At 72.3% G+C, this 15,929-nt stretch carries 16 protein-coding genes; 5 read left to right on the top strand and 11 right to left on the bottom strand.

Going from position 1 to position 15,929, the window contains the following annotated elements:
- Window positions 1-215: 215 nt before the first annotated feature.
- The 4 genes from ABEB00_RS35720 to ABEB00_RS35705 all read right to left on the bottom strand — a co-directional run bounded on the left by ABEB00_RS35720 (window position 216) and on the right by ABEB00_RS35705 (window position 4,039).
- Complete coding sequence (locus ABEB00_RS35720; RefSeq protein WP_345624904.1) at window positions 216-1,007, bottom strand: ATP-binding cassette domain-containing protein; 792 nt, start codon at window positions 1,005-1,007, stop codon at window positions 216-218.
- On the bottom strand, window positions 1,004-2,056 hold the full coding sequence (locus ABEB00_RS35715; RefSeq protein WP_345624903.1) for an ABC transporter permease: 1,053 nt from the start codon (window positions 2,054-2,056) through the stop codon (window positions 1,004-1,006). The genes ABEB00_RS35720 and ABEB00_RS35715 overlap by 4 nt, the downstream gene beginning before the upstream one ends.
- A complete protein-coding gene (locus ABEB00_RS35710; protein ID WP_345624902.1) occupies window positions 2,053-3,057 on the bottom strand; it encodes a sugar ABC transporter substrate-binding protein in 1,005 nt (334 codons plus the stop codon). The genes ABEB00_RS35715 and ABEB00_RS35710 overlap by 4 nt, the downstream gene beginning before the upstream one ends.
- A gap of 244 nt (window positions 3,058-3,301) precedes the next feature.
- Window positions 3,302-4,039: a GntR family transcriptional regulator gene (locus ABEB00_RS35705; protein ID WP_425586633.1), complete on the bottom strand. Its 738-nt coding sequence runs from the start codon at window positions 4,037-4,039 to the stop codon at window positions 3,302-3,304.
- A gap of 129 nt (window positions 4,040-4,168) precedes the next feature.
- Here ABEB00_RS35705 and ABEB00_RS35700 point away from each other — a divergent pair, with 129 nt between their 5' ends.
- A complete protein-coding gene (locus ABEB00_RS35700) occupies window positions 4,169-5,185 on the top strand; it encodes a Gfo/Idh/MocA family protein (RefSeq protein WP_345624900.1) in 1,017 nt (338 codons plus the stop codon).
- Between the two features lie 77 nt (window positions 5,186-5,262).
- On the opposite strand, the gene ABEB00_RS35695 is transcribed toward ABEB00_RS35700, so the two are convergent.
- Together ABEB00_RS35695 and ABEB00_RS35690 are read right to left on the bottom strand one after the other, a co-directional pair.
- Window positions 5,263-5,943, bottom strand: coding sequence for a response regulator transcription factor (locus tag ABEB00_RS35695; protein ID WP_345624899.1), 681 nt, complete (start codon window positions 5,941-5,943; stop codon window positions 5,263-5,265).
- A 132-nt stretch (window positions 5,944-6,075) separates the two neighbouring features.
- Window positions 6,076-7,335 carry a sensor histidine kinase gene (locus ABEB00_RS35690; RefSeq protein WP_345624898.1) on the bottom strand — a complete coding sequence of 420 codons (1,260 nt, stop codon included), beginning with the start codon at window positions 7,333-7,335 and terminating at the stop codon, window positions 6,076-6,078.
- A 170-nt stretch (window positions 7,336-7,505) separates the two neighbouring features.
- Between ABEB00_RS35690 and ABEB00_RS35685 the strand changes: the two genes are divergently transcribed.
- Window positions 7,506-7,706 (top strand): hypothetical protein, encoded by a 201-nt coding sequence (locus tag ABEB00_RS35685; RefSeq protein WP_345624897.1) that lies wholly within the window; start codon window positions 7,506-7,508, stop codon window positions 7,704-7,706.
- Between the two features lie 63 nt (window positions 7,707-7,769).
- On the opposite strand, the gene ABEB00_RS35680 is transcribed toward ABEB00_RS35685, so the two are convergent.
- The 3 genes from ABEB00_RS35680 to allB all read right to left on the bottom strand — a co-directional run bounded on the left by ABEB00_RS35680 (window position 7,770) and on the right by allB (window position 10,825).
- A complete protein-coding gene (locus ABEB00_RS35680; RefSeq protein WP_345624896.1) occupies window positions 7,770-8,165 on the bottom strand; it encodes a ribonuclease domain-containing protein in 396 nt (131 codons plus the stop codon).
- A gap of 113 nt (window positions 8,166-8,278) precedes the next feature.
- Window positions 8,279-9,409 carry an allantoicase gene (gene alc, locus ABEB00_RS35675; RefSeq protein ID WP_345624895.1) on the bottom strand — a complete coding sequence of 377 codons (1,131 nt, stop codon included), beginning with the start codon at window positions 9,407-9,409 and terminating at the stop codon, window positions 8,279-8,281.
- Window positions 9,410-9,487: 78 nt separating this feature from the next.
- Window positions 9,488-10,825 carry an allantoinase AllB gene (gene allB / locus ABEB00_RS35670; RefSeq protein ID WP_345624894.1) on the bottom strand — a complete coding sequence of 446 codons (1,338 nt, stop codon included), beginning with the start codon at window positions 10,823-10,825 and terminating at the stop codon, window positions 9,488-9,490.
- A 286-nt stretch (window positions 10,826-11,111) separates the two neighbouring features.
- On the opposite strand from allB, the gene ABEB00_RS35665 reads away from it, so the two are divergent.
- Window positions 11,112-11,918, top strand: a complete 807-nt coding sequence (locus ABEB00_RS35665; protein ID WP_345624893.1) for an IclR family transcriptional regulator — start codon at window positions 11,112-11,114, stop codon at window positions 11,916-11,918.
- 32 nt (window positions 11,919-11,950) lie between these two features.
- Here ABEB00_RS35665 and ABEB00_RS35660 read toward each other — a convergent pair whose 3' ends face one another.
- Entirely contained in the window at window positions 11,951-12,265 is a 315-nt protein-coding gene (locus ABEB00_RS35660; protein WP_345624892.1) for a DUF5955 family protein, read from the bottom strand.
- Between the two features lie 200 nt (window positions 12,266-12,465).
- On the opposite strand from ABEB00_RS35660, the gene ABEB00_RS35655 reads away from it, so the two are divergent.
- Both ABEB00_RS35655 and aceB read left to right on the top strand, forming a co-directional pair.
- Entirely contained in the window at window positions 12,466-13,065 is a 600-nt protein-coding gene (locus tag ABEB00_RS35655; protein WP_345624891.1) for a nucleotidyltransferase family protein, read from the top strand.
- 185 nt (window positions 13,066-13,250) lie between these two features.
- A complete protein-coding gene (gene aceB / locus ABEB00_RS35650; protein WP_345624890.1) occupies window positions 13,251-14,876 on the top strand; it encodes a malate synthase A in 1,626 nt (541 codons plus the stop codon).
- Between the two features lie 42 nt (window positions 14,877-14,918).
- Here aceB and ABEB00_RS35645 read toward each other — a convergent pair whose 3' ends face one another.
- A complete protein-coding gene (locus tag ABEB00_RS35645; protein ID WP_345624889.1) occupies window positions 14,919-15,833 on the bottom strand; it encodes a HipA family kinase in 915 nt (304 codons plus the stop codon).
- Window positions 15,834-15,929: the final 96 nt, after the last annotated feature.

Raw genomic sequence — 15,929 nt, 5'->3', positions numbered from 1 at the left:
GCGCCCCCCGCCGCCCTTCCCGCCACCCTCATTCAACTGGGATTCCTCCTCCGGCCCGGCGTCCTCCTCCCGGAAGCACCCCGGGGCGCGGGGTCTCACACCACGCACTGCGCCCAATGAACACGAGCCGGAAAGCAGGGGGAAACAGCAGGTGTCCGCTTGTGCCCACCCGGACGCTGCCGCTGTCCGAACGGACTCCCCGGCACGTACCGGTGTCAGGGGCGTTGCAGTTCGTGGCGCAGGTCGTCCAGTTCGTTGCCGCCCGCCATCTGCCGGGTCAGTTCGTCCAGGGTGATGTCGGCGCGCTCGTGGTTGCCGACCATCGTGCCGCGCTTCAGGAGGACGAAACGGTCGCCCACCAGGTACGCGTGGTGGGGGTTGTGGGTGATGAACACGACTGCCAGGCCCTGGTCGCGGGCCGCCGCGACGTATTTGAGGACCACACCGGACTGCTTCACACCCAGCGCCGCCGTCGGCTCGTCCAGTACCAGGACCTTCGCGCCGAAGTACACCGCGCGGGCGATCGCGACACACTGGCGCTCGCCGCCGGAGAGGGTGCCGATGGGCTGGTCGACGTCGCGCAGGTCGATGCCCATGCGGAGCAGTTCCGCGTGGGTGGTGCGGCGCATGTGCTCGACGTCCATGCGCTTGAAGGGGGTGACGCCCTTGCGCGGTTCGGAGCCGAGGAAGAAGTTCCGCCACACCGGCATGAGCGGGACGACGGCCAGGTCCTGGTAGACCGTGGCGATGCCGCGGTCCAGGGCCTCGCGCGGCGAGGAGAGACGGGTCTCCTCGCCCTCCAGGGCCAGCGTGCCCCCGTCGTGCTGGTGGAGACCGGCGATGATCTTGATCAGGGTCGATTTGCCCGCGCCGTTGTCGCCGAGCACGCAGGTGATCTCACCGGCGTCCGCCCGCAGCGACACACCCTCCAGGGCGCGGACGTTGCCGTAGTGCTTGCTGACGTCGGTCAGCTCGACGAGTGCCGTACGGGTCTCGGTCTGCGTCACTTGGTGGCCTCCGCACGCTTGCGGACCCAGGCGTTGAGCAGGGTCGCGAGGAGCAGCATCGCTCCGAGGAAGAACTTGAACCAGTCGGGGTTCCACTCGGCGAAGACGATGCCCTTGCTGGTCATGCCGAAGATGAACGCGCCGACCGCGGAGCCGACCGCGCTGCCGTAGCCGCCGGTGATCAGACAGCCGCCGATGACGGCCGCGATGATGTAGATCAGCTCGTTGCCGACGCCCTCGCCGGACTGGACGACGTCGTAGGAGAAGAGCAGGTGCTGGCCGGAGATCCAGGCGCCGAGGGCGACGCCCATGTAGAGGCCGATCTTGGTCTTCGTGACCGGCACGCCGACCGCGCGGGCCGCGTCCTGGTTGCCGCCGACGGCGAAGATCCAGTTGCCGGCGCGGGTGCGCAGCAGGATCCAGCTCGCGACGGCGACCAGGGCGAGCCACCACAGGATCGTGATCTTGAAGCCGACGCCGCCGATGGTGACGGTCGAGGCGAACACGTCGCGGGCGGCGGCGAAGCCCTCCATGTCGGCGATGGACTTGGTGGAGACGGTGTTGTCGATCAGCTTGGTGAAGCCGAGGTTCATGCCGATGAGCATCAGATACGTACCGAGGGTGATGATGAAGCTCGGCAGCCTGGTGCGGGTGAGCATGAAACCGTTGAAGGCGCCGATGGCGAGGGTGACCAGCAGGGAGACGCCGATGCCGACCCAGACGTCGGCCGTCATCTGGTAGCTGAACATCGACGACAGCAGGGCCGACGTCGTGACCAGGACGCCGGCCGAGAGGTCGAACTCGCCGCCGATCATCAGCAGCGCCACCGGCACGGCCATGATGCCGATCGTCGAGGACGCGTAGAGGACCGTGCTGAGGCTGGCGGCGTGCAGGAAGCTGTCGGCGACCACCGCGAAGAAGACGAAGACGGCGATCGCGCCGACGACCGAGCCCAGCTCGGGACGGCCGAGCAGCTTGCGCAGCGGAGAGGTCCGCAGCAGCCGCTCGTCGGTGGCGGTCGCCGTCGCGGCGCCGGCCGGGGCGGTCATCGGGTGCCCCGCTTCGTGTAGTCCGCCAGCTCGCCGGCGTCGTCCTTGGTGATGATCTGCGGGCCGGTGAGCACCGGCCGGCCGCCGCCGAGGACATCGGCGTTGTACCTGTTCAGCCAGAGCAGGTCGACCGCCTCGTAGCCCTGGAGGTAGGGCTGCTGGTCGACGGCGAAGCCGAGGGTGCCGTCCTCCAGACCGGCGGCCACCTTGGCGTTCAGGTCGAAGGTGTCGATCTCGGCCTTGCTGCCCGCGCCCTGCTTGGCCTTGACGGCGGTGTCCGCGTACGGGGCGCCGAGTGTGACCACGGTGTCCAGGCCCTTGTCGGTCTGCAGCTTGGCCTCCAGGGCGGACTGCACGTCCGGCATGCTCGTGCCGGTGACGTACAGCCGCTGGAGCTTGCCGTCGAAGGTCTTCGCCACGCCGTCGCAGCGCTGTTCGTGACCGACGTTGCCCTGCTCGTGCAGGACGCACAGCGCGCTCTTGCGGCCCCGCTCGTTCAGCTCCTCGCCGACCGCCTCGCCGGCGATCGTCTCGTCCTGTCCGATGTGGGTGAGGGCGCCGAACTCCTTGGACTCGGCCGAACCGGAGTTGACGGTGATCACCGGGATGCCCGCCTTGACCGCGCGGGCGACCGCCGCCTTCATCGCGTCCGGCTTGGCCAGCGTGACGATGATGCCGTCGACCTTCTTGTCCACGGCCGCGTCGACGAGCTGCGCCTGCTGCTGGGCCTCGTCGTCGTGGGAGTAGAGGAAGTTGATGTTGTCCTTGACCGCGGCCTGCTCGGCGCCGCTCTGGACGATGTCCCAGAAGGTGTCGCCGTCACCCGAATGGGTGATCATCGCGAAGGTCCAGCGGGGGGTGTCCACCGCCGCCCTGCCCTGGGCCGCCGCGGCCTTGCGGGCGTCCTCGGCGCGCTTGCCGCCGGTGCTGCTGCACGCGGCGAGGGAGAGTGACAATGCCCCTGCCAGCGCGATGCCTGTCCAGGTCCGAAATCGTGCCACGAGGCCGTGCCCTTCTTCCGTGACTAGCTGCGTCTTGTGTGCGTCTTGCGTGCTTCTCGTGCGCTTCTTGTGCGCTTCCTGCTGCCTGCGTGGGGTCCGCGTCTCGCCCGCGTTGTGCCCGCGTTCTGCCCGCGTCCTCTCGCGTCAACGTTCCATTGTCAGGCACGGGCGCCGGTCCGATGGCACGGGGGACCGGTCACCCGGCACATCGTCCTGACATCGAGATGAAGTCGACGGGTGCGGCTCAGGAGCGGACGAGCAACTGGAACTCGAACGCGTACCGGGACGGCCGGTAGGTGTGTGTGCCGAACTCGACCGCGCGGCCGGTGTCGTCGTACGTGACGCGCTCCATGGTGAGCAGCGGGGCGCCCGCCGCCTCGTCGAGCCGTTCGGCCTCCGCGGCGGTGGCGGCGCGGGCGCCGATGGCCTGGCGGGCGCTGTGCAGCGTGATGCCCGCGGACCGCATGAGGCGGTACAGGCCGGTGGCCTCCAGGCGCCCGGTGTCCGGCTCCAGCAGGCCGGGCGGCAGGTGGTTGCAGAGGTACGCCATCGGTTCGCCGTGGGCCAGCCGCAGCCGCTCCAGGTGGTGCACGTCGCTCCCCTCGGCCACACCGAGCGCGGCGGCGACCTCGGCGGCCGCGGGGACGACCGTGTTGACCAGGACCGTCGTCGCCGGGCGCTGCCCCGCCGCCGCCAGGTCGTCGTAGAGGCTGCTCAGCTCCAGCGGGCGTTTGACCTGGCTGTGCACGACCTGGGTGCCGACCCCGCGGCGGCGCACCAGCAGGCCCTTGTCGACGAGGGACTGGATGGCCTGGCGGACCGTGGGCCGGGACAGCCCGAGCCGGCCGGCCAGCTCGATCTCGTTGCCCAGCAGGCTGCCGGGGGTGAGCGCGCCGTGCTCGATGGCCGCTTCGAGCTGCTGCGAGAGCTGGAAGTACAGCGGCACCGGGCTGCTGCGGTCCACTCGGAGGTCGAGCGACACGGTCGGATCGGTTCCTGGTTTCGGCACGGCCCGAGCGTAGCTCCGTGAACTGTTGACGGGAAGTCGTGTAGTTCGGTTGTCCGGACATACGCATTGACAGCGCGCGGGCTGTGCGCCCACTTTGATTCCATGCGCATCGGGGTCATCGGGACGGGCCGGATCGGTACCGTCCACGCCAACACACTCAGCCGGCATCGCGACGTCGGGTCGCTCATCCTCACCGACGCCGACGTGTCACGGGCCCAGGACCTGGCACACCGGCTGGGTGAGACGGCGGCGCCGGGCGTGGAGGAGATCTTCCGCTGGGGCGTGGACGCGGTGGTGATCACGACGGCGACGCCGGCCCACGCCGAGCTGATCGGCCGGGCGGCGCGCGCGGGGCTGCCGGTGTTCTGCGAGAAGCCGATAGCGCTGGACCTGCCCGGGTCGCTCCAGGCGATCGCCGAGGTGGAGACCGCGGGGACGCTGCTTCAGATGGGTTTCCAGCGCCGGTTCGACAAGGGGTACACGGGGGCCCGGGAGGCGGTGCGCTCCGGCCGGCTCGGGCGGCTGCACACCGTCCGGGCGCTGACCAGCGACCGGGAGCCGCCGCCGGCCGCGTATCTGCCGCTCTCCGGCGGACTGTACCGGGACACGCTGATCCACGACTTCGACGTACTGCGCTGGGTGACCGGGCGGGAGGTGGTCGACGTGTACGCCGCCGGATCCGACGCCGGACCGGCGATGTTCCGCTTGGCGGGGGACGTCGACACCTGCGCGGCGCTGCTCACCCTGGACGACGGCACGCTGGCCACGGTGACCGCGACGCGGCTGAACGGGGCGGGCTACGACGTCCGGATGGAGCTGGCCGGGGAGCGGGACCAGATCGTCGTCGGCCTGGACGACCGAACGCCGATCGCGTCCACCGAGCCGACCGGGCCGCCGGCCGCGGACAAGCCGTGGACGGGGTTCGTGGAGCGGTTCGGGCCCGCCTACGAGGCGGAGCTGAACGCGTTCGTGGAGGTGGTGCGCGGCGAGCGGGCCAACCCGTGCGACGGCCGCGAGGCGCTCCAGGCCCTGCGGATCGCCGAGGCGTGCGAGGCGTCCCGGCGCGAGCACCGCCCGGTACGGCTGGCGGAGGTGGCGGACGCGGCGCCGACGGGGTGAACCCCGCCCTGCCGTCACGCGCCCGCGGTCAGGTCCCCTCGCATGCCCGCGGTCAGGTCCCGTCACGCGCCCGCCGCTCAGTTCCCGTCGTCCGCCGGTCCGTCCAGCAGTCCGGCGTCGTGCGCCAACAGGGCGATCTGCACCCGGTTGTTGAGGCCGAGTCCGGCCAGGATGCGGGAGACGTGGGTCTTGACCGTGGCGACGCTCAGGAACAGGGCCGCGGCGATCTCCGCGTTGGCCAGGCCCCGGCCGACCGCGACGGCGACCTCGCGTTCGCGGTCGTTGAGGGCGGCGAGGCGGGCGCGGGCGCGGGTGCGCCTGGTGTCGGCGGCGGTGTCGGCCGCCCGTTCCATCAGCCGCCGGGTCACGGCGGGCGACAGGACGGGGTCACCCGCCGCGACCCGGCGTACCGCGTGGACGATCTCGGCGGGCGGGGTGTCCTTGAGGACGAACCCGGCGGCGCCCGCGCGCAGCGCCCGCAGCACCTGCTCGTCGGCGTGGAACGTGGTGAGCACCACCACCTGCGGGGCGTCGGGCCGGCCGCGCAGCCGCTCGGTGGCCGTCAGTCCGTCCACCGCGGGCATCCGGATGTCCATCAGGACGACGTCCGGGCGGGTGCGGTCGACGAGCGCCTCGACCTCGTCGCCGTCGGCGGCCTCGCCGACGATCTCGATGTCGCCGGCGCCGCCCATCATCAGGGACAGCCCGGCCCGCACCAAGGGGTCGTCGTCGACGAGGAGTACTCGGATGGCAGCCATGGGGCTCACGTAATCATGTCCGCATCATGTCCGCGTCGACTCCGGCCGGGGCGCCCGCCCGGAGTCCGGGTCATCCCCACGGCTGGCCGGGTCATCCCCACGGCTGGCCGGGGCATCCACACGGCTTCCGGGTCATCCCCACGGCAGCCTGGCCCGGACCTCGAAACCGCCGTCGGCCGTGGGGCCGTGTTCCAGGGTGCCGCCGGCCAGCGCGGCCCGTTCGGTGAGGCCGATCAGGCCCTGGCCGGAGCCCGGGACGTGCGGCGGCGGGCCCCCGGGGCGGGCGTTGCGCACCACCACGGTGAGGCCGTCGCCGCGGGCGCCGGCGACGGAGACGGAGACCTCCGTGCCGGGGGCGTGTTTGCGGGCGTTGGTCAGGGCCTCCTGCGCGATGCGGTAGGCGGTGCGGCCGACGGACGCGGGTACGGCGGCGGGTTCGGCGACCTGCCCGGCGAGGGCGACCTTCATTCCGGCCTCGCGGGACTCGGTGACCAGGGCTTCGAGCGCGGCGAGCGTCGGCTGGGGGCGGCCGGCGTCGTCGGTGTCGGCGGCCCGCAGTACGCCGATGATCTCCCGCAGGTCCTGCAGCGCCTCGTGCGCGCTCTCCCGGATCACCCCCGCCGCGCGGACCACCTCCGCGCGGGGCGCGTCCGGCCGGAACTCCAGGGCGCCCGCGTGCACGCTGAGCAGCGTCAGCCGGTGGGCGAGGACGTCGTGCATCTCCCGGGCGATGGCCTCCCGGGCGAGCCGCTGCGCCTGCTCGGCCCGCAGCCGCGCCTCGGTCTCCGCGCGCCGGGCCCGGTCCCGCAGGCTGACCAGCAGTTGCCGCTTGGAGCGGGCCAGCAGGCCCCAGCCGACGACCGCGGTGGTCAGCAGGACGCCGAGGAGGACACCGAGGAAGAAGGGCACCTGCGGGTCGGGCCGCAGCCAGTAGAACAGGGGCTGCACCGCGACGCTCGCCCCGCCCACCCAGGCCACGTGCCGGAACGGCCGGTGCACGGCGAGGGTGAAGAGCGCGACCAGGGTGGCGCCGCCCGCGGTGACCGAGGCGAAGGAGACCGGGACCATGGCGGCGGCGAGTCCGACCGGCCACCGGCGGCGCAGCCAGACGGCGGCGCAGGCGAAGGCGCCGATCCACTGGTCGGCGACGGCCACGGCCGGCGACAGGTCCGGTTCGTCGGGCAGCGCGTCCGCCGAGGCGATGCCGATGCCGACGGCGAGCAGGAAGCAGGCGAAGTCGACGACCCAGTCACGTGCGGTGCGCCGGGGCCGCCGGCCCTCGCGTGCCGTGTCCGGCTCCAGCTCCTCGAACAGCGCCGAGGGCAGCAGCCAGCGCCGCCCGGTGAAGGCCGGGGTGTCCGGGGTCTGCTGGTCTGCGCTCACGGTCGGCAAATCTACGCAGCGCCGGACGGCCGCGGTGGCCTCGTGGCCGGATCGCCTACCTAAGTCGCGCGGGCCCCTGCTTTCGGCGGGCCGGGCGGCCGGAAGGGCCTTCTTCCGGCGGGGGTGTCCCGCCCCGCGGCCGATGGGCGTGGGAGGTCCGCGGGGCGAGAGTCTGTGTCATGAAGCAGTTGCTGGAATTTCTGGGTTTCGTCGCCGTCGTGCAGGGAGTGGGCGGCTTGGCGGACGAGTTCACCGACTGGCACTGGGGGCTGGTGCAGCGGATCGGCCCCCTCGACGGCTACGAGATCTACGCGAGCACCACCCTGCTCGTGCTCGGGCTGGCGCTGTTCGCCGCCGCCGGGAGCCGGAGCCCCGGCTGAACACCGGCCGGCAGCCCCCGGACCCCGTACGTCCGGGACCGGCCGACCGTCCGGGACCGACCGTCAGCAGCCGTGGTCGACGAGGTCGAACGACGCGTAGTGGTCGGCCGTGTAGTAGTCCTCCTGGTTCTCCTCGCCGGTGACGATGCGCCGGGCGCCGCGCGTGGTGGAGCCGGGCGTGATCACCGTGTACTCGTGGTAGTAACCGCCGGATCGGCTGGGCAGGATGCCCTCCCGGTTCTGGAAGACCGCGCCGTCCTGCGCGTAGGGGAAGGGTCCGCCCCGCTCGATCAGGTCGAGGGTGTGGTGGGCCTGGGAGGGCAGGTCGCTGTAGCAGATGTCGCCGACCGCCGCGGGGGCGGCGCCGGCCGTGGTCGCGGTGACGGTGCCACCGGTGAGGAGGGCGGACAGGACTGCGGCTGCCGCACCGATCCGGGCGACACGTGGGGGGAATCGCATGCCTTCATGATGACGCGCGTAGACAGTGGCATGTCAATGACAACGCCGGAAGTTCACCCGTCCACCGCGGCCGCCGTGTGTCCGGCGGCCGCGGCGCGGAAGGCCGGCCCGGGTCAGCCGCCCAGTTCCTGGCGGCGGGCCGCGAGGTGGGCCGCGCCGTCCTCCGTGAGGGAGCCGAACAGGCGCAGCCGGGAGATGCCGCCGTCGGGGAAGATGTCCACCCGCGCGTGGGTGCCGACGGCCGCCTCGGCGAGGACGAAGCGGTGGTTGGTGTCGGGCTGGAGGCGGGTGCGCGGCAGGATCTCGTGCCACTCGCCGTCCTCACCGTCCCTGACGGAGACCGACGCCCAGCCGGCCGAGTTGCCCTTCAGATACGCCGTGTCGATCTCGACGGCGCGGATCCGGGAGCGGTCCACCAGGCGGTAGCTGATCCAGTCGTTGCCGCGGTCGCGGCGGCGGCGGGTCTCCCAGCCGTCGTCCATCTTGTGCGAGCGGCCCGGCTGGATGGTGTTAGAGGCCGGGGAGTAGAAGAGGTTGGAGGCGTCCTCGGCCCGGCCGCCGTTCTCCAGCGCGACCACGTCGAAGGTGCCGAGCGCCGCCAGCCACTCGTGGTCCGGGAGGACCTCGCCGTGCACTCGCAGCCGGGCGATGCCCCCGTCGGGGTGCTGCTTGAGGCGCAGGTGCGTGAAGCGCTGTTCGACCGCCACGGTGAAGCCGTTGGCCGCGTGGCCGCCGACCGCCGTGCGGGGGACCAGCGTCGTCCACTTCACGTCGTCGGCGAGGAGGTCCCGCGGCGACGGGGAGCCCGGCAGCGAGGTGCCCTCGACGGAGACGGCCTGCGGGTAGTTGCCGCGGAAGTGCGCGGTGTCGACGACGATGCCGCGGATCACGCCGGGCGCGCCGAGGCGGATCAGCGCCCAGTCGTGGTCGTCCTCGGTGGGCCACGGCTGGTCGGCGTGGACGCCCCGGCGGCGGCGGGTCTCCCAGCCGTCCATGACCTTGCCCTTGTGTCCGAAGTGCTCGGGGTCGAACTCGGCGGGCGTGGGCACCAGCAGGTTCTCGCGCTGTGCGAAGAACTCGTCGTTGGCGGCGATGACGCCGGCGCCGAGCCGCCGGTCGGCGAGGTTGGCGTAGTGGGTGAAGGGGAGGTCGGCGGTGCGGTAGTCCGCGTACGGGTCACCGCCTCCGTAGGGGTTCGCGTCCCCGGTGAAGCTGGCCGACGAGGAGTTCTGCTGGGCCGTCACAGTGATCTGTTCTGCCTTTCGGGGGTCGGGCGGGGCGGGAAAGGGGCGACAGGTGGACAACAGGGTGCTGCGGGGGGGTCAGTGGGCGCGGGTGAGGAGCCGTCCCTGCGGCTCGGTGAACTCGCCGTCGGCCACGACGCGCCGACCGCGCAGCCAGGTGGACTTCACGACGCCGTAGAGGGTCCGGCCCGCGTACGCGGTGACGTGGTTGCGGTGCTGGAGGGCGGCCGGGTCGACGGTGAACGTCTCGTCGGGGGCGAGGACGGCGAAGTCGGCGTCCCGGCCGGCCTCGACGGCGCCCTTCTCGGTCAGGCCCACGAGCGCGGCGGTGCGCGCGGACATCCAGCGCGCGATGTCCTCCAGCGAGTGGCCGCGGGCGCGGGCGGCGGTCCACATGGCCGGGAGGCTGAGCTGGAGGCCGGAGATGCCGCCCCAGGCGGTGGCGAAGTCGTCCGTCTTGAGGTCGGCGGTGGACGGCGAGTGGTCGGTGACCACGCAGTCGATGGTGCCGTCGGCCAGCGCCTGCCAGAGCAGGTCCTGGTTGGCTGCCTCGCGGATGGGCGGGCAGCACTTGAACTCGCTGGCCCCGTCCGGTACTTCCTCGGCGGTGAGGGTCAGGTAGTGGGGGCAGGTCTCGACGGTGAGCCGGACACCCTCGGCCCGCGCCCCGGCTATCAGCGGCAGCGCGTCGCTGGAGGAGAGGTGCAGTACGTGCACCCGCGCGTCGAACCTCTTGGCGGCCGCGATCAGCCCGGCGATGGCGGTGTCCTCGGCGTCGCGGGGGCGGCTGGCGAGGAAGTGGCGGTAGTGGGGGCCGCCTTGCTGCGGGGCGGCGGCCAGGTGGTGCGGGTCCTCGGCGTGCACGATCAGCAGACCGCCGAAGGAGGAGATCTCGGCGAGGGAGCGGGCGAGCTGCTCCTGGTCGAGGTGGGGGAACTCGTCGACGCCGGACGGCGACAGGAACGCCTTGAAGCCGAAGACGCCGGCCTCGTGCAGCGGGCGCAGGTCCTTGACGTTGTCGGGCAGGGCGCCGCCCCAGAAGCCGACGTCGATGTGGGCCTTGTCGGCGGCGACCTCGCGCTTGGTGCGCAGGTGGTCGACGGTCGTGGTCGGCGGCAGGGAGTTGAGCGGCATGTCCACGAGGGTGGTGATGCCGCCGGCCGCGGCGGCGCGGGTGGCGGTCCAGAAGCCCTCCCACTCGGTGCGCCCCGGGTCGTTGACGTGGACGTGCGTGTCGACCAGGCCGGGCAGCACGACGTGGTCGCCGACGTCCTCCAGCCGGGCGCCCGCCGGGACGGGGGTGTCGTACGGCTCGACGGCCGTGATCTTTCCTCCGGCCACCAGGATCGACGCGGACCTCGTCCCCTCGGGGGTGACGACCCGCGTGGAGCGCAGCACCAGTTCAGCCTCGGACACCCGAACCCCTTTCCTCTACCGTCCGCGACCTGCCGGTTCACCGCCCGGAAACCGGGGTTTACCGCCACGTAACGGACTTCAACGTTCTGTTGAAGGAGTCTTCCCCCGCCGCTTCCACGCCGTCAAGAGGCACCGTGCCCGGCGGGGCGCACGGCGGACCCTCTGGACGTTTCCACAAAGCGGAATTAGAATTCCGACAAGCAGAACGTAGCTACGTACAAGCAGGGAGTCAACCGGCCGCCGGGTAGGCTTCTGCCCTCCCGTCCGCCCCGAAAGGAACGCGCCCGTGCCGACGTCCAGCGCCAGCACCACCGACTCCGCCAGATCCTCCGCCGGCGGTGGCGTCCAGTCCCTGGAGCGCGCCTTCGACCTGCTCGAACGGATGGCGGACGCGGGCGGCGAGGTCGGCCTGAGCGAGCTGTCGGCCAGCAGCGGGCTGCCCCTGCCGACCATCCACCGCCTGATGCGCACCCTCGTGGCCTGCGGTTACGTCCGCCAGCAGCCCAACCGCCGGTACGCGCTCGGCCCGCGCCTCATCCGCCTCGGCGAATCCGCCGCCCGCCTCCTTGGCACCTGGGCCCGGCCGCATCTGGCCCGCCTGGTGGAGGAGACCGGCGAGACGGCGAACATGGCGCTGCTCGACGGCGACGAGATCGTCTACGTGGCGCAGGTGCCGTCCAAGCACTCGATGCGGATGTTCACCGAGGTCGGCCGGCGGGTGCTGCCGCACTCCACGGGCGTGGGCAAGGCCCTGCTCGCGGACTTCCCGCCCGAGGAGGTGCGCGCGCTGCTCGGCCGTACCGGCATGCCCGCCGCCACCGAGAAGACGATCACCACGGCGGACGGCTTCCTGGCGGCGCTGGCGGAGGTGCGGCAGCTCGGTTACGCCATCGACGACAACGAGCAGGAGATCGGCGTGCGGTGCCTCGCCGTCTCCGTGCCCGACTCCCCCACCGCGGCGGCCATCTCCATCTCCGGTCCGGCCGGCCGGGTCACCGAGGCCGCGACCGACCGCATCGTGCCGGTACTGCAGCAGGTGGCGGCGGAGCTGTCCCAGACCCTGCTGAACAACAGCGCCGGACCGGCGGCCTGATCGCCCCCTCGCCGCGCGGGCCGAGGATCACGTCAGTGGCGCGGCGGCTCGCCGAACAGCTCCACCGCGTGCCGGACCTCCGTCAGTTCCGGCGACAGGGCGCTGACGGAACCGATCGCGCCGGCGATCAGCAGCAGGGAGCGGCGCAGCCGCGCCGCCTCCGGTACGCCGTGCGCCGCCGTCGCGGCGAGGTCGGCGAGTTCGTACTCGGCGATCGACCGGTCGGGAAACTCGGTCGGCAGCGCGGCGAGCCGGCGGCGTAAGCGGGCCACGGCGGTCCGCAACTCCGTCACCCGCACGTCCTCGTCGCCGCCGGTCACTCGCCGCTGCCCCAGACTCGGCAACACAGCCCCTCCCCCTCGCACGCCGTAGTGCGCCCCTGCCCCATGAACCGCCCGGCATCCTCGCCGCGCTGCCCGGGCGCCGGAAGATGCGGGCCAGTAAACGCCACCGGACGCGCGGCGCGCCACCGCGCGGACCGAAATTCGCCGTCCCGAAATCCGGCGCACGCCGGGGCGTCCACCGGGCCGTCGGGTATGCAGGACCTATGACGGAGTACGAAGACCAGGTCGCCGGGGTACTGCTGGCCGCCGGAGGCGGCCGCCGCCTGGGCGGACGCCCCAAGGCACTGCTCACCCACCATGGCCGGCCGCTGGTCGAACACGGAGTCCGCGCGCTGCGCGCCGGCGGCTGCGCCCGCGTGCACGTGGTTCTGGGGGCGCGCGCAGGCACCGTACGGGAGCGGGCGGCGCTGGACGGGTGCGTCCTGGTGGACAACCCGGAGTGGGAGCGGGGCATGGGCACCTCCCTGCGGGCGGGGCTCGGCTCGCTGGCCGGGACGGGGGTGCGGGCCGCACTGGTGTGCCTGGTGGACCAGCCCGGCATCGGCGGCGCGGCGGTGGCCCGGGTGCGGGCCGCCTTCCGGGACGGGACCTCGCTGGTCTCGGCCGCGTACGACGGCGTACGGGGGCACCCGGTCCTCCTCGGCGACACGCACTGGGCGGGGGTCGCCGCGTCTGCCACCGGGGACCGCGGGGCACGCGCCTATCTGAAGGAGCGCGCCGCGGCGGTCACGCTCGTGGAGTGCGGGGACGTGGCGCGGCCGTACGACATCGACACCGCGGCGGACCTGGCCCACCTTGAGTGAACGGGGTGACACTGAGCGCCACCTTGGCTCGATTCAGAGAATCTCGACATCAACAAACAATTGAAGTTCCACGATGAGGAAACTACTATCCACTGACCAGAAGCACTCGACCGCACAGCGAGTGCGTGCCGACCCCCTGCGCACCCTCTGGCACCCGGTGCCACCGCTGAAGGAAGTGACAGCTCATGTCCGCACCAGCGCCGTCCCCGCTGGCCATCGTCGACGCCGAGCCCCTGCCCCGGCAGGAGGAGGTCCTCACCGATGCGGCGCTCGCCTTCGTGGCCGAGCTGCACCGGCGGTTCACGCCCCGGCGTGACGAGCTCCTCGCCCGCCGCGCGGAGCGCCGCGCCGAGATAGCCCGCACCTCCACGCTCGGCTTCCTCCCGGAGACGGCCGCGGTCCGCGCGGACGACTCCTGGCGGGTGGCCCCGGCCCCGGCCGCGCTGAACGACCGCCGGGTGGAGATCACCGGCCCCACCGACCGCAAGATGACCATCAACGCACTCAACTCGGGCGCGAAGGTCTGGCTCGCCGACTTCGAGGACGCCTCCGCGCCGACCTGGGAGAACGTGATCGGCGGTCAGCTCAACCTGACGGCCGCGTACCGGCGCGCCATCGACTTCACCGACGAGCGCACGGGCAAGTCGTACGCCCTCAGGCCCGCCGAGGAGCTGGCCACGGTCGTCATGCGCCCGCGCGGCTGGCACCTGAACGAGCGCCACCTCGCCGACGAGCACGGCGCCCCCGTCCCCGGCGCCCTCGTCGACTTCGGCCTGTACTTCTTCCACAACGCCCAGCGCCTGATCGACCTCGGCAAGGGCCCGTACTTCTACCTCCCGAAGACGGAGTCCCACCTGGAGGCCCGCCTCTGGAACGAGATCTTCGTCTTCGCGCAGGACTACGTCGGCGTCCCCCAGGGCAGCGTCCGCGCCACCGTCCTGATCGAGACGATCACGGCCGCCTACGAGATGGAGGAGATCCTCTACGAGCTGCGCGACCACGCCTCCGGTCTGAACGCCGGCCGCTGGGACTACCTGTTCTCCATCGTCAAGAACTTCCGGGACGGCGGGAGCAGGTTCGTCCTGCCGGACCGCAACGCGGTGACCATGACCGCCCCGTTCATGCGGGCGTACACCGAACTCCTCGTGCGCACCTGCCACAAGCGCGGCGCGCACGCGATCGGCGGCATGGCGGCGTTCATCCCGTCCCGCCGGGACGCCGAGGTCAACAAGGTGGCCTTCGAGAAGGTCCGCGCCGACAAGGACCGCGAGGCCGGCGACGGTTTCGACGGCTCCTGGGTCGCCCACCCGGACCTGGTGCCGATCGCCATGGAGTCCTTCGACAAGGTTCTCGGCGACCGGCCGAACCAGAAGGACCGGCTGCGCGAGGACGTCCGCGTCGAGGCCGCCGACCTGATCGCGATCGACTCCCTGGAGGCCAAGCCCACCTACGCGGGCCTGGTCAACGCCGTCCAGGTCGGCATCCGCTACATCGAGGCGTGGCTGCGCGGCCTGGGCGCCGTCGCCATCTTCAACCTGATGGAGGACGCGGCCACCGCCGAGATCTCCCGCTCGCAGATCTGGCAGTGGATCAACGCCGGTGTCGTCCTCGACAACGGTGAGCCGGTCACCGCCGAGCTGGCCCGCAAGGTCGCCGCCGAGGAGCTGGCGAACATCCGCGCCGAGATCGGCGACGAGGCGTTCGCGGCGGGCAACTGGCAGCAGGCGCACGACCTGCTGCTGACGGTCTCCCTCGACGAGGACTACGCCGACTTCCTGACCCTGCCGGCGTACGAGCAGCTCAAGGGCTGAACCGGCCGACGGGGCCTACAGGGCCGGTGACCGGCGGGGCCGTCATCCCAGGTGCGCGGACCAGTCCTGTTCCGCCGCGGGTTTGCCGTGCAGGTCGGGCACGCGCTTGAGCCAGGCCGGGCGGCCTCGCCGGGTACGCGCCGCACGCCGGGCGTCCTCGGCGGCGAGTTCCTCCCGGGTGGGGAAGTCGGTGGGGAGCCAGGCGGCGGAGGCGCGTACCCGGGCGTGCAGGTGGTCCGCGTACGCGCGCCGCGCGTCGTCCGGGGTGGCGAACCCCTCCTCGCCGGTCAGCCACTCGTCCGGGACCTCGGCCGCGACCCGGCGCAGCAGTTCCCCGGTCACCCGCGGCGCCAGTTCGGCGTCGGCGGCCCGCACGTCGGGGGCGTAGCGGCCCAGCGCGTGGTGGCGGAAGTCGTACGCCTTCGCCGGGTCGGCGCCGTCCCACCGGTGGTGGAAGACGAGGGCGGCGCCGTGGTCGATCAGCCACAGGCGCGGGGGGACCGTGCCGAGGGTGGGCCAGACCATCAGGTTCGAGCTGTGCTCCGTGCGGTCCACGTTCACCGTGAGCGCGTCGAGCCAGACGATCCGGCCCGCCTCGACGGGGTCGACGGGGAAGTCCCGGGCCAGCTCGGGGGTGAAGTCGGCGGCGCCCGGCAGGTGGTCCATGCCGAGGTTGATCCCGGCGCTGGCGCGGTGCAGGTCGCGCACCTCCTGGTGCGGCTCGCTCTCGGCGACCGCCGGGTCGAAGTCCACGAGGACCAGTTCGGGGAAGCGCAGGCCGAGCGCGCGCGCCAGTTCGCCCACGATCACCTCGGCGACCAGCGCCTTGCGGCCCTGCGCGGAGCCGGTGAACTTCACCACGTAGGTGCCGAGGTCGTCGGCCTCGACGAGGGCGGGGACGGAACCGCCGGAGGTGAGGGGTTCGACGTAGCGGGTGGCGGTGACTGTTCTCAGCATTTCCGCAGCCAATCTGTCCCTTCGATCCCGTCCGCCTCTTGTCTCCGGCCTCCGGCACTAAGACGTCGTTTCATTTGGTGAGGCGACGGTGACAGA

Origin of the sequence: Streptomyces ziwulingensis, assembly GCF_039542605.1 — a bacterium.
GTDB lineage: Bacteria > Actinomycetota > Actinomycetes > Streptomycetales > Streptomycetaceae > Streptomyces > Streptomyces ziwulingensis.
The sequence above is the reverse complement of the archived record's forward strand: the minus strand, read 5'-3'. Positions and strand labels throughout refer to the sequence as shown.